General features: G+C 43.8%; 16 protein-coding genes. 10 read left to right on the top strand and 6 right to left on the bottom strand.

Annotated elements, in window-relative coordinates; translation table 11 throughout:
* Positions 1–110: 110 nt before the first annotated feature.
* The 5 genes from IP510_RS08180 to IP510_RS08160 all read left to right on the top strand — a co-directional run bounded on the left by IP510_RS08180 (position 111) and on the right by IP510_RS08160 (position 9,966).
* Positions 111–977, top strand: a complete 867-nt coding sequence (locus IP510_RS08180) for a 16S rRNA (uracil(1498)-N(3))-methyltransferase (RefSeq protein ID WP_194364296.1) — start codon at positions 111–113, stop codon at positions 975–977.
* Between the two features lie 153 nt (positions 978–1,130).
* Positions 1,131–2,843 carry a putative bifunctional diguanylate cyclase/phosphodiesterase gene (locus IP510_RS08175; protein WP_194364295.1) on the top strand — a complete coding sequence of 571 codons (1,713 nt, stop codon included), beginning with the start codon at positions 1,131–1,133 and terminating at the stop codon, positions 2,841–2,843.
* Positions 2,844–3,387: 544 nt separating this feature from the next.
* On the top strand, positions 3,388–5,181 hold the full coding sequence (locus tag IP510_RS08170; protein ID WP_194364294.1) for an acyl-CoA dehydrogenase C-terminal domain-containing protein: 1,794 nt from the start codon (positions 3,388–3,390) through the stop codon (positions 5,179–5,181).
* A gap of 305 nt (positions 5,182–5,486) precedes the next feature.
* Positions 5,487–7,271 (top strand): acyl-CoA dehydrogenase C-terminal domain-containing protein, encoded by a 1,785-nt coding sequence (locus IP510_RS08165; protein ID WP_194364293.1) that lies wholly within the window; start codon positions 5,487–5,489, stop codon positions 7,269–7,271.
* A gap of 253 nt (positions 7,272–7,524) precedes the next feature.
* On the top strand, positions 7,525–9,966 hold the full coding sequence (locus IP510_RS08160; RefSeq protein ID WP_194364292.1) for a site-specific recombinase: 2,442 nt from the start codon (positions 7,525–7,527) through the stop codon (positions 9,964–9,966).
* An 86-nt stretch (positions 9,967–10,052) separates the two neighbouring features.
* Here IP510_RS08160 and IP510_RS08155 read toward each other — a convergent pair whose 3' ends face one another.
* The 4 genes from IP510_RS08155 to IP510_RS08140 form a co-directional block, all read right to left on the bottom strand.
* Positions 10,053–10,892, bottom strand: coding sequence for a symmetrical bis(5'-nucleosyl)-tetraphosphatase (locus IP510_RS08155; protein ID WP_194364291.1), 840 nt, complete (start codon positions 10,890–10,892; stop codon positions 10,053–10,055).
* Between the two features lie 45 nt (positions 10,893–10,937).
* Positions 10,938–11,801: a 16S rRNA (adenine(1518)-N(6)/adenine(1519)-N(6))-dimethyltransferase RsmA gene (gene rsmA / locus IP510_RS08150; protein WP_194364290.1), complete on the bottom strand. Its 864-nt coding sequence runs from the start codon at positions 11,799–11,801 to the stop codon at positions 10,938–10,940.
* A gap of 252 nt (positions 11,802–12,053) precedes the next feature.
* Positions 12,054–12,932, bottom strand: coding sequence for a DMT family transporter (locus IP510_RS08145; protein WP_194364289.1), 879 nt, complete (start codon positions 12,930–12,932; stop codon positions 12,054–12,056).
* Between the two features lie 14 nt (positions 12,933–12,946).
* The gene (locus tag IP510_RS08140; RefSeq protein WP_194364288.1) at positions 12,947–13,651 is read right to left on the bottom strand and encodes an SDR family oxidoreductase; all 705 of its coding nucleotides are present in this window, start codon (positions 13,649–13,651) and stop codon (positions 12,947–12,949) included.
* Between the two features lie 122 nt (positions 13,652–13,773).
* On the opposite strand from IP510_RS08140, the gene IP510_RS08135 reads away from it, so the two are divergent.
* Positions 13,774–14,649, top strand: a complete 876-nt coding sequence (locus IP510_RS08135) for a LysR substrate-binding domain-containing protein (RefSeq protein WP_320154189.1) — start codon at positions 13,774–13,776, stop codon at positions 14,647–14,649.
* Between the two features lie 919 nt (positions 14,650–15,568).
* On the opposite strand, the gene pdxA is transcribed toward IP510_RS08135, so the two are convergent.
* The gene (gene pdxA, locus IP510_RS08130) at positions 15,569–16,669 is read right to left on the bottom strand and encodes a 4-hydroxythreonine-4-phosphate dehydrogenase PdxA (RefSeq protein ID WP_194364286.1); all 1,101 of its coding nucleotides are present in this window, start codon (positions 16,667–16,669) and stop codon (positions 15,569–15,571) included.
* A gap of 447 nt (positions 16,670–17,116) precedes the next feature.
* Here pdxA and dnaB point away from each other — a divergent pair, with 447 nt between their 5' ends.
* The 3 genes from dnaB to argF all read left to right on the top strand — a co-directional run bounded on the left by dnaB (position 17,117) and on the right by argF (position 20,884).
* Positions 17,117–18,520, top strand: a complete 1,404-nt coding sequence (dnaB, locus tag IP510_RS08125) for a replicative DNA helicase (RefSeq protein WP_194364285.1) — start codon at positions 17,117–17,119, stop codon at positions 18,518–18,520.
* A gap of 129 nt (positions 18,521–18,649) precedes the next feature.
* Complete coding sequence (gene alr / locus IP510_RS08120; RefSeq protein ID WP_194364284.1) at positions 18,650–19,756, top strand: alanine racemase; 1,107 nt, start codon at positions 18,650–18,652, stop codon at positions 19,754–19,756.
* A gap of 204 nt (positions 19,757–19,960) precedes the next feature.
* Entirely contained in the window at positions 19,961–20,884 is a 924-nt protein-coding gene (gene argF / locus IP510_RS08115) for an ornithine carbamoyltransferase (RefSeq protein ID WP_071001655.1), read from the top strand.
* 118 nt (positions 20,885–21,002) lie between these two features.
* Here the strand turns inward: argF and rpiA are convergent, their stop codons facing one another.
* Positions 21,003–21,662 (bottom strand): ribose-5-phosphate isomerase RpiA, encoded by a 660-nt coding sequence (rpiA, locus tag IP510_RS08110; RefSeq protein ID WP_194364283.1) that lies wholly within the window; start codon positions 21,660–21,662, stop codon positions 21,003–21,005.
* A gap of 394 nt (positions 21,663–22,056) precedes the next feature.
* On the opposite strand from rpiA, the gene ilvA reads away from it, so the two are divergent.
* Positions 22,057–23,610: a threonine ammonia-lyase, biosynthetic gene (gene ilvA / locus IP510_RS08105; RefSeq protein ID WP_194364282.1), complete on the top strand. Its 1,554-nt coding sequence runs from the start codon at positions 22,057–22,059 to the stop codon at positions 23,608–23,610.
* The last annotated feature ends 22 nt before the right edge of the window (positions 23,611–23,632 follow it).

Genomic DNA, 23,632 nt, shown 5'->3' with positions numbered 1-23,632 from the left:
AACCTTTATTAAGAAAAATTCTCATAAAATAAATGTCTTTAATTGTCTCAAGTGATATTCTACCAACCCGATAATAACTAAGCTTAATCAAATAATAGGAATAAGATAACGTGCGACGTTTTTTTTATAGCCATGGAAGTGCCAGCGCTGATACCTCGCTCTCAATCGAGCTAAAAGCGCTCTCAATAGGTAGTGAGCTTGAACTACCAGATAATATTGTTCATCATTGGTGCCGCGTATTGCGAGCAAGTGTTGGTGATCAAGGTATCTTGTTTGACGGGTTTGGCGGTGAATATCAAGTTCAGCTTAAGAGCATTAGCAAAAAATCGGCGACAGCCACATTGCTATCGCAAGTTACAGATGATAAAACCGCACCGATTATTTGTAAAATAGGTCTGGTCATGAGCCGCGGAGAGCGTATGGATTACGCTATCCAAAAAGCCACTGAGCTTGGCGTCACGGCCATCCAATTGCTTAGTAGCCACCATGGGGAAATCTCTCTAAAACCCGCTCAGGTAGACAAAAAACTCGCACACTGGCAACAAGTGGCTATCGCTGCCTGTGAGCAGTGCGGTCTCAACCGCCCACCGTTGATTCTCTCCCCTTTGTCTATTAATGACTGGCTAAAATCTTTCGATTCTGTTACTTCTAATAGACAGCTGACCGTCAGCCCCCTTGTTTCTCTGCTCAGTCAGGACGCTTATTATCAAGCCTTACTACAACCTGCAGACCTGTGTATGCAAATGAGTGTGCCAGCAGCGGGTCAGCCTGCAATGCCTGATAACTTACTCCAAATCCTTAAACAAGAAACCCCTTATATTAAATTACTGATTGGCCCTGAAGGCGGTTTAAGTCCTGATGAGCGTCAGCAGGCATCATCCGTTGGTTTTAGTCCTTGGCAAATTGGTACCAGAGTACTACGTACCGAAACAGCGCCTGTGGTCGCACTGTCTACCTTGCATGCATTAAGTGTTTGATAAAACTGGTAAATAATGGAATAACAATAGCATTTTAGATCATTTACACCTACTATCTAAGAGCCTGCTGTTTTTTATTTGTCACTGATTAAGCATGCCTTGATAGTTCAATTCTTATTTCCTATAAGCCATTCTCTTTTGTGAGATCTTATTATGAGCAATTTTGAACCCTTGTCAGTATTGACCAAACAACAATTAATGACCGAACTGTGCGAACGCCTCGAAGATGCCATATTTATATTAGATAGCAATTTACGCTATCTATCTGTTAATGCCAGCTATGAGCTTATGATAGGCTATAAAGAGGCCTTTTTGGTTGGTCGACCACTAGGTATTTATGCTGCTGAGTTTTTATCAGTTGAAGAACAGTCTATTTTAAGAGACATCCATCACAACTTAGATGAGCACGGGTTTTATGAGCTTGATTTTTCCATGGCCAATCGCTATGGACAGACATTAGATTGCCATATCACCTACCGTAGAATCCATATCGAGCAAGGCACCTACCATGTTTGTATGATACAAGATTTATCTTCGGCGGTGAAAGACCAAAAACAGCTCGCACATTTGCTCAACTACGATCAATTGACAGGACTGCCTAACCGAAAAGTTTTTTTGAATCAGACCAGCGATATATTATTAGACAGTTACCAAGAAGTGGTGGTGGTACGTCTGAATATCGATCGCTATCGCAATCTTTCGAGCTTGTTAGGACCTGAAGGTACCAATAAATTAATAAAGAACTTTGTCTCAGGTGTCGAAGCACTCAAATTAAAAAACCTACGATGTTTCTCCCACTTTGGTGGTGACGACTTTGCCTTGCTGTTTGAATATAATGACGCCAACCTAGTACGCCATCAGCTAGACACACTCATGCAAATGTGTGAACGTCCTTTTTCTTTGGGAAAAAATCAAGCTGCTGACAACAATATTTATTATCACGTATCTATTGGCGTCAGTTATTTTCCAAAAGACGATTGTGATGTCATAGAACTACTGACCAAAGCTGAGAAAGCCTTACAATATGTCAAACAACATGGCGGGGATGACATCCGCTGGTATGATGATGCCATTGAAGAGGATACTGCAGGCAGCTTACAACTCGAGGCTGAGCTTAGGCTGGCTACCACAGCAGGTCAGTTTGTCCCCCACTATCAGCCAAAATTCTCATTAGATACTGGTGAGATTACAGGATTTGAGGCACTCGTGCGTTGGCAGCATCCAACTCGCGGACTGTTAAAGCCCATACACTTCATCGATGCTATTCTCACTCATAAGCTGTCGTTTGAGCTGTTTTCACAAATGGCCATTCAGATTGCAAAGCAGCTGTCAATTTGGCAGCAGCAAGGATTTTCTCAGCATGTTTGTATCAATGCGGATGCCGCTGAATTTAGTCATCCTGAGTTTTTTTCGATGGTAAGTGGCTTGCTGGTGGAGCATGGTATTGCCGCACATCAATTACATATTGAGGTGACTGAATCTTCTTTGATTCAACGTCATGATAATGTCAGAAAACAACTAAATTTACTAAAAGAGTTGGGAATTTGTCTTGCTCTAGACGATTTTGGTACTGGCTATGCGTCTTTGAGCTACTTACAAGAGTATCCTTTTGACTTTATCAAAATCGATAAAAGCTTTATCTCAAATATTGATACCGATCGCACCCAGTATGCTATCGTCAAAGCCATTTTGGATTTAGCAGTTGCGCTAGACATGCAGGTCGTCGCCGAAGGCATTGAAACGGTGGAACAGCGTGATGTTTTATTGGACATGGGCTGTGAGAACGGTCAAGGTTATTGGTTTAGCAAACCAGTAACTGCTGATGCTGCGACCAAAATGCTAATGGAACAGTACGCTGCCAAATAGAACTGCTGTCAATATGCCCTATTGATGGTAAGCATGACATCCTATCAGACACAGTTAACAGAGGCGCCGCTGCAAATACAGTTGTAGCGGCTTTTTTAGAGCATCGCTTTAGTGTGGTTCAGTGCAATCAATAGCGGTCTAAATCGGCTAAAAAATGTAGCGCGCTAATGATGATAATTCTTAGCATCATGAAAGTTTTCATAGGGTTATTACGATGATTTTTTTGCGCCTAACGTTGATTGTATAATTGATGCAAGATAGGTTCATGACTTATCAGTCCTGTCACCAAACTTGTATAATTTCCTATGAACGCCTATCTTTTATAGTGAATTTGTTAGAACTCATTTAGTCGTCTATCGACTCTAACAATCATGATTTTTTCAATACTATTTTATGTCATCAATAACACAGTCAATCTGTTTTTATACTTACTGCTGGTTTAATTTTTAGCGTAAGTCAGGCCGAATCCATGCACCACATACCAGTGCAATTTTATGCCTAATACTGACTGTGATTGGTTACATTCCAAAAAGGACAGGAAGTTATGCAATACAAAGCGCCCTTACGTGATATTCAATTCGTTATGCATGAACTACTAGATAGCGAAAGCCACTACAAAACGCTACCTGCATTTCAAGAAGCGGACCGCGAGCTGATGGATAGCCTGTTTGAAATGGCTGCAAGCTTTGCTGAAAATGAGCTGTCGCCACTCAACCAAAGCGGTGATGCTGAAGGCTGTAAGTTTGAAAATGGTGTTGTCACCACGCCAAAAGGCTTCAAAGAAGCTTATAAAGCTTATTGTGAGCTTGGCTTCCCTGCTTTGTCTGCTGAAGAAGCATTTGGTGGTCAAAACATGCCGTTTTCACTGTCAACGGTCATCAATGAGATGGTTGGTACGGCTAACTGGTCATTCTCTATGTACCCAGGCCTATCACATGGTGCGATCCAAACCATCGAGCATCATGGTACTGATGAGCAAAAAAATATCTATTTAGAAAAAATGATCAGCGGTGAATGGTCAGGTACGATGTGTCTGACTGAAGCACATGCAGGTTCTGACTTGGGTATCATCCGTACCAAAGCTGAGCCTAAAGAAGATGGTAGCTATAGCATTACTGGTCAAAAGATTTTTATCTCAGCCGGCGAGCATGATTTAACCGACAATATTATTCACATTGTATTAGCGCGCCTACCAGGCGCACCTGCTGGCACAAAAGGCATCTCTTTGTTTATCGTTCCTAAAATGACGGTTCAAGAAGATGGTAGCGTTGGCGATAGTAACAATGTCGTTTGTGGCTCTATCGAGCACAAAATGGGTATTAAAGCCTCTGCCACTTGTGTCATCAACTTCGATGGTGCCACTGGTTACTTGATCGGACCTGAAAACCGTGGCCTACAGTGCATGTTCACTTTCATGAACGTTGCCCGTATCGGTACTGCTGTTCAGGGCTTGACTGCTGCAGAGTACGCATTCCAAGGCTCATTGACTTATGCCAAAGATCGTCTGGCCATGCGCTCTTTGTCAGGTACCAAAGCACCAGAAAAAGTAGCTGACCCGATCATTGTACATCCAGCGGTTCGCAACATGCTATTGACTGAAAAAGCCTTTGCTGAAGGTGGTCGTGCATTGGTCTATTATCTCTCACATTTTGCAGATACCGTCGCAAAAGGTGAAGGCGAAGAGTTGAAATTTGCTGACCAAATGCTGTCACTATTGACACCAATCGCTAAAGCATTCTTGACCGAGACGGGTCTAGAAGCGGCCAACCATGGCATTCAAGTCTATGGCGGTCATGGCTTTGTAAGTGAATGGGGTATGGAGCAAAACGTACGTGATACCCGTATCGCTTGTCTATACGAAGGTACGACTGAAATCCAAGCACTTGATCTATTGGGACGTAAAGTATTGGGTTCACAAGGTAAGCTGCTTGCAAACTTTGTCAAAGTTATCCAAGACTTCTGTGATGAAAACAAAGAAAATGATGAGATGGGTCAATTTATCCGTCCACTAGTCAAGCATCTAAAAGAATGGGGCGACTTAACAGCGCGCATTGGCATGCAAGCCACTGAAAGCCCTGAAGCAGTAGGCGGTGCAGCGGTTGATTACATGTACTTCAGTGGTTACGTGACTTTGGCTTATTTATGGGCACGTATGGCACTTGTGGCACAAACCGCTATTGCTGATGGCAGCAGCGAACCTGCGTTCTATGATGCTAAAATCAAAACGGCACAGTTCTATTTTGCCAAATTGCTTCCACGTACTACCACACACGTAGAGCGTATCAGCACTGGTGTTGAGCCGTACATGAGCATGGATGTTGAGCAGTTTGCCTTTTAATTAAAGACTTTATAAGTTAGCTAAGATACATGATCGGCAACATACCACGGTATGTTGCCGATTTATTTTGTAGCGCTGTTCATCTTGTTAGTACCCTACGTCAATGGTGGATTTAGCACTTGAGAGGTATTTCAGCATCACAATAGTCGCTACTAACTTTTGGTGCACGCACAATTCACGAACAAATACACTCGCTCACACGCTTATTTGTTAAACTTTGGTTATTCACCTCTAATGCTATATCAAGAGAACCATTAATAATCTCAAAGAATCTAATTTTATTCATTTGAATCAAAGGAATGTTTATGGCTGTTTATAATGCCCCTCTTAATGACATGCGCTTTATCTTAAATGATGTATTTAATGCGCCTAAATTTTGGCAAAATAATGAAAACCTCGCTCATGTCGATATAGAAACAGTCGATATGATATTAGAAGAAATGGCGAAATTGTCTAAAAACGTTCTATTGCCTATCAATCGCAGTGGTGATGAAGAAGGCGCAACCTTTCATGGTGATGGCGTTGTCACTACCCCAACAGGTTTTAAAGAAGCGTACAAGCAATTTGCTGAATCAGGTTGGGTTGGCTTAAGTGGTAATGCAGAATACGGCGGTCAAGGGTTCCCTAAAATGGTGACCATGCTGACAGAAGAGATGGTATTTACTGCAAACCAATCGTTTGCACTGTATCCAAATCTAACCGTTGGTGCGACGCTATGCCTAAACGCAGCAGCCTCTGAAGAGCAAAAACAAACTTATCTAGAAAAAATGTACAATGGTGAATGGGCAGGCACCATGTGCTTGACTGAACCGCATGCAGGTACTGACTTGGGTATTATCAAAACCAAAGCGGTGCCTAATAATGATGGCAGCTATGACATCTCTGGTACCAAAATCTTTATCACGGGCGGTGAGCATGACCTCACTGACAACATCATTCATCTGGTACTGGCAAAAACACCTAATGCACCAGAAGGCTCAAAAGGTATCTCGCTGTTTGTGGTACCAAAATTCTTGGTCAATGCAGATGGTAGCTTGGGCGAGCGCAATACATTAGCAGTTGGTTCTATTGAGCACAAAATGGGCATCAAAGCCTCTGCCACTTGTGTGATGAACTTTGATAATGCCAAAGGTTGGATGGTTGGTGCAGAAAACACGGGTCTGTCATCAATGTTCATTATGATGAACTACGAGCGTGTCACCATGGGTCTACAAGGCCTTGGCGGTTCTGAACTGGCTTATCAAAATGCGGCACTATATGCCAATGACCGTGGTCAAGGTCGTAGCGATACACAGCTTCAAAGCCCAGAAAAACCTGCTGATGCCATCATTCATCATGCTGATGTACGCCGTATGCTATTGAATGCCAAAGCCAATACTGAAGCCTCACGTTGCTTTGCGATGTACGTTGCCAAAAACCTTGATGAAGAGAAGTTTAGTACCGATCCTGCATCAGCAAAAGCGGCCGCTGCTCGCGTTGCTCTACTGACGCCAGTTGCTAAGGCTTTCTTGACTGACAAAGCTCTAGAAGCGACGGTTGATTGCCAGCAAGTTTTTGGTGGTCATGGCTATATCCGTGAATGGGGTATGGAGCAAATCGTACGTGATACCCGTATCGCTCAGATTTATGAAGGCACCAACGGCATTCAAGCACTTGATCTATTGGGTCGTAAAGTGGCTCGTAACAATGGTAAATACGTCACTCACTTCTTGGGTGAGATTCGTGACTTTGTCAATAATATGCAAGCAGATCACGGTATCAAACAAGCCACGCTAGATGCTGCAGATACGATTGAAGCGTTAACCAATACGGTGCTCAGCAATATTGGCGAACGCAAGAACGAAGTTAACGGCTGTGCAGTAGATTATATGCATGCTTTTGGTTACTTGTCTTATTCATACATGTTTGCGATGATGGTCGAAGCTGCTGATGGTAAAGAAGGTGATTTTTATACCAATAAAGCCAAGCTAGCCGATTATTTCGTCGGTCGTATATTGCCACGTATCGAGTCGCATGCACAGATGGTCAAAGCTGGTAGTGATCCAATGATGAACTTTGATCTTGATTACTTCGATGTACCTGCTAGCTAAATGGTCATCGCAAAGATTCTATAAAATTCTAATAAAAAGGACAGTCTTGTTACTGTCCTTTTTTTTGTCAAAATAACTGCTAACAAAATAATTCACTATCGATGTGTGGTTACGATTAAAATGATGCAGGACAAAGTGTTGCTAAAATAAAATTAGAACCTTACCAAATTTCAAAAACGCATTACTCCCCACTATGTAATGCATAGTATTAAATAATAAAAACGATTGAAACAACTATGATAAAGGGTGCGACGTGTCAGAATTAAAACGCATTTTACAACAAATTACCGCCCTCAGTGATGTGCCCGATCCTTCGGTGCTCAAACGTTTGATTGATGAGCTACGTGTCAGCGATAAAGAACCTGCTTTAGCCAATGAAAAAATCCAAGATCTCATTGATATTTTGCATCAGCATCCAGAATATGGGGACGGTCTGTCTAGCTTTGTGCTAAAACTAATTATCCAGTATCGACAAATCGCGCTGTATACCGATACGGGCATCATGTCAGATCAAGGATTCTTCAACAGTTTACGACGGCTGATCGGTCATCGTTTTTTGCCGATATTACCTCAAGACGACTCAGTGGTTGAACTGGTTGGTTATTTGTTTGACAAACGCTCTGATGAACGTTGGCTCAACAATATCGAAAAAGACAAATGGGATGATCTCGTCAAGCAGATCAAAGTAGAAGACAAGCACTTAAATTTAGTAGCGACGGCAAAAAACAGCATTTTGAATGCCATCATTATTCTATCGTATCGTATTAGTGGTCTTGGTTTGCATCCTGATTTGATGGACTCCTATCCGCAAATGCTGAATTATTCAGCCTCTTTTGTGGCACAAAACCAAGAAGCGGTACTGTTTGTCAATCAATACCGTCAAGCGCATGAATTGGATACCCTCACGGACATTACCCCTGAGCATGCCGTTGATCCAGCACCTTTACTGGTCATGTTAGAGCAATGCGAAGACATAGTAGCCACGGTACGTAAACGTATTTATAAAACCGGTATCTCTATTCGTTTGACCAATATGATGCTGCGTTTGGATCAAAGTTTGCAGCGGATACGGATTTTGACGGAGCTTGTGACCGATGACAACCAAAAGCGAGATCGGGCCGTTATTGAGCTGATACAAGCCCTGATTACCACTGCCAATCGCCGTTATAGTATCGGCTACCTGATTGATAACAACACCAAACTGCTCTCACGTAAAGTCACCGAAAATGCGAGCCGTGTGGGTGAGCACTATATCAGCACCGATAAAGCTGGCTATCAAAAGATGCTCAAAAAAGCCTCTATTGGTGGTTTTGTGATTGCCTTTATGGCAACCATAAAGATATTGGCTTATCATTTGGCACTTGCCCCTATGGGCCGAGCATTTATCAATAGTATGATTTATGGCTTAGGCTTTGTTTTCATTCATGTTATTCGTGGCACCGTAGCAACCAAGCAGCCCGCCATGACAGCAGCAGCCATTGCCTCTACCATCTCTGAAGGCTCTGGTAAAAAGTCTCACCAGCTGACCAAACTTTCAGAGTTGGTCGTTGATATTTTGCGCACGCAGTTTATTGCCATTATGGGTAACGTCATGTTGGCTATACCTGTTGCGCTTATCATCTCTTTTGCTTGGTTGCAGTACACAGGTGCGCCAATGATTGGCACTGAAAAAGCAGGTCACCTACTCCATGATTTAGACCCCTTTCATTCGTTGGCACTTCCTCATGCAGCCATTGCTGGTGTGTACTTGTTTTTATCTGGTTTGATTGCCGGTTATTATGACAATCTAGCCGTGTATAACAATGTTGGCGCTCGTATACAGCGCCATAGACTATTACAGTTCCTACTGCCAAAAGCATGGCTGCAACGCTTAGGAGGCTTTATAGAAGCCAATTTGGGCGCTATCATGGGTAATTTCTTGTTCGGGGTTTTCTTAGGCAGTACCGCAACGATTGGCTATTTATTTGGCCTACCAATTGATATTCGTCATATTGCCTTTGCCTCGGCCAACTTAGCACACGGACTATTTAACTCCTCGATTGATGATATAAACTGGAATATCATTCTGCTGTCCATACTTGGTGTGGCACTTATTGGTATGGTCAACTTGGTCGTCAGCTTTTCGCTAGCATTATTTGTTGCTCTGCGTTCTAAAGAAGTGCGCTTCTTTGAATGGAGTCGCCTCACAAAGCTCGTGTTTGGTCATATTATCAGCCATCCCTCTGACTTTTTTTGGCCACGCGATAAGCCCATGAAGTATGCACGGATTGATAGCCAAGGCCATATGATATTTGATGATACCTCGGCGCAAAAAAATGGCAAAGCCATACCAAGTAATTATGTGGTGCGCCGATTGTCTGATGTCAGAATATTGCCTGAGTCTAAGCAAACCACTCAAACGAGTACAGACATATACTATGACAATCAGCCAAACGGCGATTATACTCAGCCTCACACCTCTCCCAAAAAAGTCATGGATTTGGATGATGGCTTGGTAGATGATGAACTGAACAGCATGCCGTATACTGATGATATCCAGTATGATAAAGCCACTAAGACCATCAGTACCATTGATAGCGAGCACAATGATATTATCGCTGATGAGCATAGTGACACCGACCATGATGACAAATCTACTGGTGATGCCAAAAACCCTTTGCCAAAACCTAAAAAACCACCAAAGCTACCCAATTAGATGGGTGACTTTGGTGGTTTTGGTACATTGCCTGTTAATCTAATGTATCAACCACTAAAATGAACTGTAAGAACGGCTTTTATGCTTCAACTATCAATGTGGCAATGAGCGCTAGACGTGATTACTTGACCATTCCCCAACCGATAAGCCAATAAATGGTTGCCCCAAACACAGCCACCATCAAGTGCACGCACAGTTGGCAAATCAATCTCGGCTTTTAGAGCAGCCCAGTGGCCAAATAATATCTTACGCGTACGCGGTACTGGCCACTCAAACCAAGGAAAGAAACCGTCTGGCATCGGCTCATCTAACTCCCCTGAAAAGCTAAACTCAAGCGTTCCATCTTGCTTGCACAGACGCATCCGAGTGAAGTAGTTGGCAATCGCGCGCATCTTGGTAAAACCATTGATGCTTGCATGCCACTCGTCAGCTTCTTTGCTATACAAATTCGGTAGCAATCGATCGAGCTGTTTTAAGCTGCCTTGTAGTTGTGATTCTAGCTCCTGAGCGTGTGTTTCTGCCGCGTCAATAGTCCAGTGCGGTGGAATACCAGCATGTACCAGCACCGTATGATCATCTGGATAAGCCAGTATCGGCTGCCGACGCAGCCATTCGAGCAGCTCATCACAGTCATCAGCGGCAAAAATAGGTGCTGTTTTGTCTTTACGCTTAATTTTTGCAGCACCGCGCCATACCGCAATCAAGTTGAGATCATGATTGCCCAACACAGTGGCTGCAGCACCCTGCTCGCACAATGCCTTTACATCACGCAGCGTATTCAATGAATCTTCACCACGCGCCACCAAATCACCGGCAAACCATAGCTTGTCTTGAGCAGGATCAAAATCTAGTGTTTTTAGTAATTGCAGATAAGCTGCATGGCAACCTTGTAGGTCACCAATGACGTACTGATGGCGAAAACTCATAATACCTCAATCTTTTAGAGATGATAATGGCAGAAAAATCAGCACTTATACTTCTAAATGCCTTGAATGGTTGCTTAGATTGACAAAATCTGTGACGCTCAAGGTCTCAGGACGTGCTTGCGGATCAATACTGCACGCTGCGAAATCATCTTCGCTCAGCGTTGGTAACAGCGTTGATTTTTTAAAGATTGCGCGTAATGTCTTGCGGCGATGATTGAAGGTCTCACGTACGACAATGGCAAAATGTTCTTCGTCGTTCGCAACGATGGGCTTGTTGATATGCGGTGTCAGGCGAAAGACAGCACTGGTCACTTTTGGGGGCGGATTAAAAGCGCCTCGAGGCACTGTCAGCAGATAATCTGTATCACAGTGGTACTGCATGATGACAGACAAACGGCCATAGGTTTTGCTACCGACATCGGCCGTGATGCGCTCGACCACTTCTTTTTGCAACATAAAATGCATGTCTTGAATCACATCCGCATAACTAAGCAGATGAAACAAGATAGGCGTTGAGATGTTATACGGTAGATTACCCACCACGCGCAGCTTACCGCGTTCTTCACTGTAGAACTCACGATAATCTACATGCATGGCATTGTTTTTGACAATCTCAAAGTTTGGATGGCTATTGGCGCCGATACGAATACGTAAGCTGTCTGCCAAATCACGATCTAGCTCTACGACCGTCATCGCATCCACCTCTGCCAATAACGGCTCAGTCAACGCGCCCATCCCCGGCCCGATCTCGATTAAATTGTCATCGCGCTCTAAGCGAATACTTTCAACAATCTCACGGATAACACTACGGTCATGTAAGAAATTTTGGCCGAAGCGTTTACGCGGTTGGTGTTTAGCAGCACGTAGGCTATTAGAAATGGTTTGAGCATCAAACGAAGTTTTGGACATAAAAAGGGCTTCATGTATAAAAGAGAAATGGGCTATGGCAGCAATGTGCTGGTATTATAATGACAAATTATACCACAGCTCATAATTAGGCTGTGTTTTTGAGACATTTTATCGATAAAATGCCCATACTTTAGCGCAACCGAGCCGGTGGCTTTTTACCTCTAAACCCATTTACCATAAGACCCGTTATAAAAATAAACAGTAACTCTTAAGCTCCCTAATATTTTAATCGTTGACCTATACTTTATTGACTCACTTTACCTTCTTTCTGCCTGTCTGAATAAGCAATACGCCGTTAAGTATCAGTAGCAAGGCGACAATTTCTACATAAGTGATAGCCTCTCCTATAATCGCGCCGATGATCACAGCAATGATAGGTGCGATATACGTAGCACCAGCAGCACGCACAGAGCCTAAAGTCTCGATGATAAAGTAGTAAATCAAAAAAGCGGCGCCCGTTCCTAATATACCAAGTCCTAGTATAGTGCCCCACAGTGCTTGGGCATCTGTCGCTATATGAGTAATTCCGTCGAAATCAATGAGCACGGCAAGCGTCATCACCGCAATACCAATCTGCCATGTGGCTAATGCCAATGGCGGTAGCTTTAGATGCGATAAGAAACGACGTACGTATACGAATGATGCGCCAACACTCAAAGAACCAGCGAGCATCCATAAAACACCTATCAGAGATATATTTATACCGCCTTGCCATGGACGTGCACTCAATGCAATACCAGCAAACCCTAATGCAACCCCTAGCGCCATCTGTTTAGTGGGTTTCTCCTCTGGCAAAAAGAGCGCTGCTCCTACAAAAGTAAAGATAGGAATTGAGCCACTTAACAACCCCGCGATACTACTGGGCAATAACGCAGTACCCGCAATAAACCCATAATAGTAGAAGGAGGTTGCGAGCACAGACATGACGATAAAATGCGGCAAATACGCAAGTTGATCCCGAGTAATGACTTTATGACGCCATGCAATTAACGCTAAAGGTATAAACCCAAACAACACTCGTAGAAAGACAGTTTGAGAAGGCGTTATCAAAGCGGTGGCCCACTTCATAAAAATGAAGTTTGATCCCCAAATCACACCAAGCAATATTAGTGCTGTGTATGCTCTAAACATAGCATTGACCTTTATCAAATAGAGTGAGTTACACCGCCATCAACGCGTATGCTCTGACCAGTAATATATCCAGCCGCCTCTGATAATAAAAAGGCAATCGTTGCAGCAACTTCCTCAGCTTTACCGTAACGTCCCATCGGAATATTTTCACGGCGCTCATCGAATTCAGGCAAGCTGTCAATCCAACCAGGTAAGACATTATTAATGCGAACACCTTGTGACGCATAGTCATCAGAGAAAATCTTAGTAAAAGCACCCAGACTGGCTCGAAACGCCGTCGAGGTTGGGAAGGTTGCTGTCGGCTCTGTGACCCAAGTTGTGGAAATATTGACAATAGCACCGCCGCCTTGTGCCACCATGATCGGCGTAACTAAGCGAATCGGCCGCACCGCACTGAGAAAATAAACCTCCATACCTTGATGCCAGTCTTCATCGGTAATCTCTAAAATAGGCGCACGTGGACCGTGACCAGCAGAGTTTACCAGCGCATCAATACGGCCCCATTTATCCATTGCCAAATCAACTAAGCGCTGTACATCAGCATCTACCAAGTTAGAACCCGTGACACCAACCCCGCCAAGCTCTTTCGCTAATGCTTCTCCTTTACCTGAGGACGATAAGATAGCCACTTGATAACCATCCTGAGTGAGCTTGCGAGCGGTCGCTGCACCCATTCCTGAGCCACCTGCCATAATCAGAGCAACTTTTTCTATAGTCATGATTTTCTCCATTAGTGATTGTTTTACTTATCATAACTAATGGCTGCAGATATCTCGCATGATATTAAAAGATGCTAGACTGTAGAAAATCTATTGCCAGATTTATTATTTAAGGAATGGCTGTGTCAAACGTTTATCGCGCTTTACCCTCTTTGAATGCATTACGTGCATTTGAAGCGGCGGGGCGTCATTTGAATTTTCGTGCGGCTGCCGATGAGCTTTTTGTGACACAAGGGGCTGTCGCTCAGCAGGTGCGTATATTAGAAGAACACATAGGGTTTGCGCTGTTTCACAGGCTACAAAAGGGGGTGGCTCTTACTGGTCAAGGCGCAATCTACTTTGTAGAAGTCACGCGGGCGTTTGAGATTTTAAAAAAGGCCACCACTCAGATACTCAAAGAACCTAAGACGGTGACCATTAGTGTGACACCAACGTTTGCCACTAAAATTTTACTACCCAATCTTTCGGCGCTAGCAACTGCTGTGCCTGACATCGACTTACGTACTGTCGCTACTGAATCTATTGCAGATTTCGACCGTGATCAGGTAGACATAGCGGTACGGCTTACGCGTCCACCATTTCCCTCCTCTTTTGATACGCAGTTATTGTTCAAACAAAAACTGGTCGCCGTTGCTAATCCTTATTTTGTCGCTGACATCACGCTTCCTATGTCACTCAAGCAACTAAAAGAGATGCCACTGCTACATGATTCACATAACCATTGGCCACGTTTTCTTAACACGACAGATAAGCTGCCAGGCGCCGTATTTAACCAAACTGCGCTGGCGTTAGATGCGGCTTTGGCAGGACAAGGGATTGCGATTGCTTGTCAGGCGTTCGTACAAGCAGATCTGTCTGCGGGTCGTTTGCTACAAGTCAGTGAATTAGATTTAACCGTTGAGCCTGATTACTATCTTATTCGTAAACGCACATCGGTGTCACAACCTGCTGTCGATGCGATATGGGAGTGGTTTATTGAAAACTTAGTTGTTGGTTGATTAGTCTGTAATAGCTATACCTAAATTGCTATTACCTTTTAAAAGAGCTACTTTCCGATATATCTGGAGCGGTTCATAATCTCTTTGTGGCAAACCTAATATTATTCAGTATCTGCGCTATTTTCCTTGTTTGGCTGCAATTTATCTCATTTTTATCACCATTTTTAAAATGAGGACACGCCCTAATGTAATTATCCATAAGTTACTGATTCGCTTGCCTATCAAGTATTCATGGTCGAAAATTCAGATTAAGTAGAACATTTCATTACATTATTCACGCTAGTATTTAACTAAGTTACAACCAATACAACTAGCTTGAGATGCGTTAAGCGACGTTTAATACACGTAAAATAATGGATTAGATATGACCGAAAGAGTAACCAACAAAGCCATTTTCAGTAGTAGAATTTTTTCAATTAATTATGTCACCTACCCTACTAACCACAGCGTTATGAAACACTGTGACCCCGTGCAAAAAGGCCGTTATTACAAATTAAACTTTGTTTTAATTCAGCCTAAAGTTGGTGGTGTGTTCGAATGTTCAAACTGTATTATAAACCTGTTTGACAGAGTTTATTTATTTCGTCCTGATAAGCATGAGCACAGTGTTTCACGAATTCAGTCTGGTAAACGCGTGTTATTGAGTTTTGCTTTGAATATTTAGCCAAAGCTTATTAAAGCTGGGCAAACTGTCGAATTATTTTCCTTAAGGGAAAATATCTGATTGGTTTGCCCTAGGTGTACTTCAACGGAACCAGCTATTTCACCCATCAAACCTATTAACAGACCACTTAAAATAGACCGCTATAATGGAACCACTTATATTAGAGTATGTTTGATGATGCGATGATGCATAGATAGGCATTGCTGATATTAAAGTGACACAATACTGCGTGACAAATATCTCTAAGACATTAATTTATGCAAGAGGTCTATCAATAAGTGATTTGTCAGCCATCTCATTGGCCATACGCAGTGCTTGATATAAGCTGGTCGCACTTGCACCGCCGCTTCCTGCCAAGTCTAGCGCCGTTCCGTGATCGACCGAAGTACGAATATAAGGCAAACCTAAAGTCAGATTAACCGTATCACCAAACCCGTGCGATTTTAGCACTGGTAAACCTTGGTCATGATACATGGCGATAACGGCATCACAGTTTGCTAGATGTCTTGGGGTAAACAATGTATCGGCTGGCATCGCCTCTGATATATCCACGCCCGCAGCGATGAACTCTTGTAACACGGGATTAATAATATCAATCTCTTCCATACCCAGATGTCCGCCCTCGCCTGCATGAGGATTGAGGCCGCAGACTAAGATGCGAGGCTGCGTGAGACCAAATTTCTCTCTCATGTCATCAATAACGATTTGTACGGTTTGGCGTACATTTTCTGCTGTGATAGCGGCGGCTATGTCTTTTAATGGCAAATGCGTGGTAACCAGCGCGACTTTCATTGCTTGGTTGGCGAGCATCATGACGACTTTTTTACGATTGCTTTGCTGCATAAAAAACTCAGTATGACCACTAAACATCGTGCCATCTAACAGCTTGATATCGGCATCTATCAGCGCTGATTTTTGTAGTGGACCTGTGACGATAGCAGCGACTGTGCCACTGGTTGCGAGATTATGTGCAATCTCTAACTGCTTCGCCACCATCGCTGAGTTAACGATATTGATTTGGCCGCACACGACTGGTGCTGCACAAGGAATATTCAGTAAAATAAAAGCACTATCAACGTCTATATCTTGCTGTGATATCTGCATTACCAAGTTAACATCGAAGTTAGCGGCATTTATATCTGTATTGATAGTATGCCAACTAGGCGTACTTTCGAGCACGCCTGCTGCGACCAATTCATCTGCGCGAGTTTGCATGGCTTTAGCGTCAGCAGTCACCCACATCGGAAGAGCGAAATCTTGCAACTTACCCTCGGCCGCCAGTCCTAATACCACATCCATTCCAATGCCCGCAGGCTCACCTGTGGTAATCAATAGTGGTTTTTTTTCTTGTGTCATAACAATGGCCTTTTCTTATATTAAATCATTGATTCTATTGTATTTATAGTGGATCTTATTAATTTATATACTTGGATGTGGCATGCTTTTTCCAATTCATAAGGCTTGATAGTTTTTGATTTAGTTACTCATGAGGTCTAAAAAAAGCACATTATGTGTTAAACTTTCGCCTTTGATTGTAGCATTTACAGGCAGATGTGAGACCACGTTTTGGTACGTCTCTCGTAGAGAGATGCCATAGTTACTTTGCGATATTATTAAAATAAATACGGATACCGAATATCCGTTTATCTTCTTTTTTTATACCTTCTTTTATATAGTCAGTTCAATATAATTTCGATACAAGGAAACCGAGTGTAAGTTATACATTAGTATGCTTAGCGAGGATGACGATGTAGCGGATTTATATATACTTGACTATATCGACTTTTGACACATTAGGCACTCATGGCAGACAACGAAAAAACCGACGACTTACTCAATCAGACACCGCCGCACAATATTGATATTGAAAAAGCATTGCTCGCGTCTTTGATGAGTATCGAAGAGGCATATGACAAGATTGCAGATATTGTCACCAAAGACGACTTTTATGCTGGGCGACATCAGTATATTTTTGATGCCATTGCCCATTTGGCAGCAGTGAATGAGCCTTATGATACGGTCATGGTACACGACTGGCTAGAGGCTCAGAAACTACTCAAAGGCGCAGGTGGTGACGGTTATTTGGCCGATATTTTGAGCCAAAGTCCTGCAACATTGTTTAACCTGACCGCTTATGCCCAGCGTGTACGTGAGCTGTCCACCTTACGTCAGCTGATTACTACGGGTAACGACATGCTGACGCTTGCCTATAACCCAAAAGACCAAAGCGTCAGTGATATCTTGGACAATGTTGAAGGCAAGATTTTTAGTATCAATGAGCAGCATAACAAACGTGCTGAGCAGCGCGGCCCTGTCGGCATTACCTCTGTGTTGACCAATGTCATCGACAAAATTCAAGAACTCAAGTCAAACCCAGACGGCATGATTGGTTTGCAGACCCCATTTGCTGAGCTCAATAATAAAACCCAAGGCTTACAGGCAGGTGATTTAATCATTGTCGCAGCACGTCCTTCTATGGGTAAAACCACCTTTGCGATGAACTTGGCAGAAGGAATTTTATTCAATGAAGATTTGCCCGTTGTGGTGTTTTCGATGGAGATGCCTGCCGAATCTATCGTGATGCGTCTGCTCTCCTCATGGGGTGCGATTAACCAGACGCATCTACGCTCTGGACAAATGAATGAAGATGAATGGGCAAAAATGATGAATGCCATTCAGCACTTACAATCCAAACACTTATATATCGATGACAGTACTGCCCTGCCACCGTCTGAGATGCGTTCGCGCTGCCGCCGTATTGCCAAAAACCATGATGGCAAGCTTGGTGCAATCGTGGTCGATTATCTACAGTTGATGAAAGTGCCTGGCTTAGATGGCAACCGTGTCGGAGAAATTTCTGAGATTTCTCGTAGTCTAAAAGCGCTAGCACGTGAGCTTGAATGCCCTGTGATTGCCTTATCACAGCTTAACCGCAGTCTAGAAAACCGCCCTAACAAGCGGCCTATCATGTCAGATTTACGTGAATCTGGTGCGATTGAGCAGGATGCCGATTTGATTATGTTCATCTATCGCGATGAGGTTTATAATGAAAACTCAGATCATAAAGGTGTGGCTGAAATCATCATCGGTAAACAGCGTAATGGCCCTATTGGTACGCTACGCTTAGGCTTTGAGGGTCAATTTACCCGCTTTATCAATCTAACACCAGAGTACTATCAAAATGCCAGCTATGAAAATGATGAATAAAAGCTTTTTAAAGAGACAATATTCGTAAGATAGCGAACGATTTTTAATAAACTAGCCAGTGCAGCATTAGCCCAATTAATGTTGCACTGGCTTTATAACTTCATAATGTTACTTATAAAGAAGGCAATTATGCGCACGATTACTATAAAACCAAAAGCCATTACCCATAACCTCAATCAGGTAAAACAGCGCGCACCGCATTCTAAAGTGCTCGCCATGGTAAAATCCAATGCTTACGGACATGGCGTGGCGGCAGTCTTGCCAGCCCTGCAACAAGCAGATGGTATTGGCGTTGCTACCTTGACTGAAGCGCTAGAGGCTAGACAACTGGGTTGGAACAAAACCATAGGTCTCGTAGAGGGTGCATTTAGCGCTGATGAATGGCAACAAGCGATTGATCATGATATTAGCTGCGTGATTCACCACCGACCACAGCTAGAATGGGCACTACAAAATATCCCGCCTGCTGGCAGTGCCACTCGAGTGGCTTGGCTGAAATACAATACGGGTATGAACCGTTTGGGTTTCAATGCTGAGGAAGTGTTGTCAGTAGCAAAACGTCTACATGAAGTAGGATATCAATTAATACTGGCCACGCATTTTGCCAATGCTGACGAGCGTGAACACCCATTAAATGCAATGCAGATTCAGCGTTTCTCAAGTGTGCTGGCGACTTTGCAAGCGACTATTAGCCCAGACATTCAAGGCTCGTTGTGCAATTCAGCGGGTGTTGTTAATTTCCCAGAACATCATTATGACTGGGTACGTCCAGGTATCATTTTATATGGTAGCTCACCTGTCGTTGATAAAAGCGCACAGGAATTAGACTTGCAACCAGCGATGGATTTTAGTGCTCAGATTATTGCGCTACAGACTGTCAGTGCCAATGATGCTGTTGGTTACGGCAGTCACTGGCAAGCTCAGACAGACACCAGAACGGCATTGGTAAGCGTCGGCTATGGCGATGGTTATCCGCGTGTGGTCACAGGCGACGCTTATGTCACTGTCATCGATGCCGATAGCACCCAACACTACCGCTGCCCTGTGATTGGGCGCGTGGCCATGGATATGATTGTCATTGATATCAGTAACGCGCTTGAGAGTCTTGCTTTGGATAGCAAGGTGGTATTATGGGGCGATGCGCCACGCGTCGATGAAATCGCAGGACATGCCGGCACGATTAGCTACGAGCTACTGTGTCGCCTCAGCATACGTCCAAAGCGTGTACTAGCCTAGACATCGAAACCTGTCAAGATTTGATGGCTGGCCACTCTGTTTTAACGGATTTGGTGAGCCGTTGAATCTTGATAAAATTGCCCGTTTACATTGAAAGTAAATACGCTATACTAAAAGTTTGTTGTCAACCCAGTATACGCACTGACGCGATGCTATTGAACACTGATGACGTTTCACTGACTGCGATCGACTGCTAGGATTACTATGAGTTTGCGCCATTTTTTGACCTTATCTGATTTAACCAAACAAGAACTAGAAAACTTAATCAAGCGTGCAAGCGAATTGCGTAAGATGCAACATGCAGGCGAGATATACCAGCCTTTTGTGGGTCGTACGCTTGGCATGATATTTGAAAAGTCATCGACTCGTACCCGTATCTCGTTTGAGACAGGCATGGGTCAATTTGGTGGCAATGCCATATTTTTATCACCGAACGACACGCAGCTCGGTCGCGGTGAGCCATTAGAAGACTCAGCACGTGTCATCTCTAGCATGGTCGACATCATCATGATTCGTACCTTTGGGCACGAAAAAGTTGAAACCTTTGCTGAATACTCAAGTGTACCTATTATCAATGCCTTGACTGATGAGTACCACCCTTGTCAGTTGCTTGCTGATATGCAGACCTATTATGAGCATCGCGGTAGCATTGAAAATAAAATCGTGACTTGGGTTGGTGATGGCAACAATATGTGCTCATCATTTATGCAGGCTGCCAATCAATTTGGTTTTGAGCTACGTGTGGCAGCACCATACGGGTTTGAGCCTGATCCAAAACTCATGGAACGATTTTCACATTGCGTCAGTTTGGTAGAAAACGTGCAAGATGCGGCAAAAGACTCTAACTTAATTGTCACCGATGTGTGGGCAAGTATGGGTCAAGAGTCAGAGCAAAATACGCGCGCACGTCGTTTTGCGCCTTATCAAGTGACGCCCTCTCTATTAGACAAAGCCGATCCTGAAGTGGTGTTTATGCACTGCTTGCCAGCCCATCGCGGCGAGGAAATCTCCCATGACATGCTCAACGATCCGCGCTCTGTCGTTTGGGATGAAGCCGAAAACCGCTTGCATGCGCAAAAAGCATTGATGGAGTTCTTGCTCAAAGACAAAATCAAGTTGCCTGCATAACCTACTTTATAAAAAGAGAGTGGTGTAACGCATTAACAAGTTCCCAAATAAAAAAGTCGTCCAAATCTGGACGGCTTTTTTTTATGTATCAGTATCAATAACAGTTGTTTATAGTAGATTAACGCGTGAGCGTCGTTACCCCATTTGCACTTGCTTTTAGCAAAACGTCTGCTTGATTGGCTGCAAAGATACCATTACACACCACACCCACGATATTGTTCAGCTCTTTTTCCAATGCTATTGGATCACTCACATCCAAGTCATATGTATCTAGAATGACATTACCATAGTCGGTGACAAAGTCTTCACGGTAGACAGGCTCACCGCCCAGTCTGGCCAACTGGCGAGCCACATAAGATCGTGCTTGTGGCAATACTTCAATCGGTACAGGAAACGCGCGACCTAGTATCTCAACGCTTTTACTCTCATCAACCATACAAACGAACTTATTCGAGGCAGCTGCTACAATCTTTTCACGAGTCAATGCGCCGCCACCACCTTTGATCAATTGCAAGTGCTCATTGACCTCATCAGCGCCATCGATATAAACATCGAGCGTACCAGCGAAGTTCAAATCAACTATCTCGATACCAAGGGCACGAAGTTTGTCTTCTGTAACCTGTGAGCTGGCAACCGCACCAGCAAGCTTTACTGTTGGCAATAGCTCAATCAGACAATTAACCGTACTGCCCGTCCCTACTCCAAGTATCATACCATCTTCGATATAGCTTAGAGCAGCTTTGGCTGCGGCTTGCTTTTGTGCTTGCTGATCACTCATCATAAATCCTTGGAAAATAAACGGACAGTCAGTCCTATATAAACGGGATATGGCGCTCGTTAGGCTCGCTTAGACTACCACTGGTAGCACGTCCACTCGCCCACCTTGTATCCAAATTATCTTGAACTGACGATATCATTATAAAAGAGGTAAAATGCGCGGCTATTATAACCGATGATTTTGATGGATGTTAGCGCAATCATGACTCTAATTTTCTAGGTACAGAGCGTCTATCTTTCGCACATACCACTACTTTGTGTACATTCAGACCTGAAATCCTAAGAAAACTGCAATTGAGTGTTGCAAGACACTCAAAATCAGCATAGGCTAATCTATTTCGTTTTTGTATTCATTTATACTTTTATATTCATCTACATTTTGTTTAGGAATTACTATGCTGTCACACTGGGTACGAGCCATCTTACAAGCCACCGTCTATGACGTTGCTATTCAAACACCACTTGAAACGGCGCCCAAGCTGACCCAACGTTTTGCCAATGACATTCGATTTAAACGCGAAGACTTACAGCCGGTCAAATCCTTTAAATTGCGCGGCGCTTACAACCGTATCAGCCAGTTAAGCGATGAGCAAAAAGCGCGCGGCGTCATTTGTGCATCAGCAGGTAATCATGCACAAGGCGTGGCTTATTCTGCACGTAGACTATCACTAAACAATATCATCGTGATGCCAACCACCACGCCCGACATCAAAGTCGATGCTGTCAGAGCGCTGGGTGGTCATGTTGATCTGCATGGGGACAGTTTTGACCAAGCAAACCGCTATGCGATTGACCGCGCTGAGCGTGAAGGCCTCACTTTCATACCGCCTTATGATGATGAATTGGTCATTGCAGGACAAGGTACGATCGGACTCGAGCTGACCCAGCAGTGGCGTAATATGGACTACGTGTTTGTGGCGGTTGGTGGTGGTGGTTTGATTTCAGGTGTTGCCGCCTTCTTAGGTGAAGTGGCGCCGCACGTCAAAGTCATCGCGGTGGAGGCTGAGCAGTCCGCCTGCCTCAAGGCCGCACTAGAAACTGGCGAGCGCGTCAAACTTGAACAAGTTGGATTGTTCGTCGATGGTGTGGCAGTGGCTCAAATTGGCGAGCTGCCTTTTGATGTGATACGCACTCAAAAGAGCGATAATTCAGGCCCTATCGTTGAACCTGAAGTCATCACTTGTACCAATGACGAAGTCTGTGCAGCGATTAAAGACATCTTTGAAGAAAACCGCAGCATCGTTGAACCTGCTGGTGCATTGTCAGTCGCTGGCATGAAAAAATATCTGACAGCCAATAACATACAAGACAAAAACTGCGTTGGTATAATTTGCGGTGCCAATATGAATTTTGATCGTCTGCGTTATATCGCCGAGCGTACTGAGATTGGTGAGAAAAAAGAAGCCATCTTTGCAGTGACTATCCCCGAGCAGACTGGTGCATTCTTAAACTTCTGTCGCAGTCTGCATGGCCGTAACATCACTGAGTTTAACTATCGTGCGGACAGCAAAAAATCACCAGACTCGAGGGAGCCTGCCTCAATCTTTGTTGGTATTGCCTTAAAAGAAGGCGATAAAGAGCGTCAAACCATCAGTAATCAGTTGGCGGCCGATGGCTATACGGCGCACGACTTAACCGATGATGATATCGCCAAATCGCATATTCGCCATCTAATCGGTGGGCATGCTCATGTCGAAAATGAGCAGCTGCTGAGTATCGTATTCCCAGAGCGTCCAGGCGCACTACTGACCTTCTTAGAAAAATTGGGCGATGACTTTAACATCACCCTATTCCATTATCGCAATCATGGTGCTGCTGAAGGTCGGGTGTTGGTTGGACTACAAGCCTCAGAAGGCAATTCTCGTCAGCTACAAGATGCCCTTCTAGATATTGGTTATGACTGCACCATGCTCAATGACAATATTGGCTATCAGTTGTTTTTAAAATAGCAAAAGCGCGTTAGCAAGTCAG

Origin of the sequence: Psychrobacter sp. NG254 (assembly GCF_015277735.1) — a bacterium.
Taxonomy (GTDB): Bacteria; Pseudomonadota; Gammaproteobacteria; order Pseudomonadales; family Moraxellaceae; genus Psychrobacter.
Note: the sequence above shows the minus strand (reverse complement) of the source record. Positions and strands in the feature narration are given on the sequence as shown.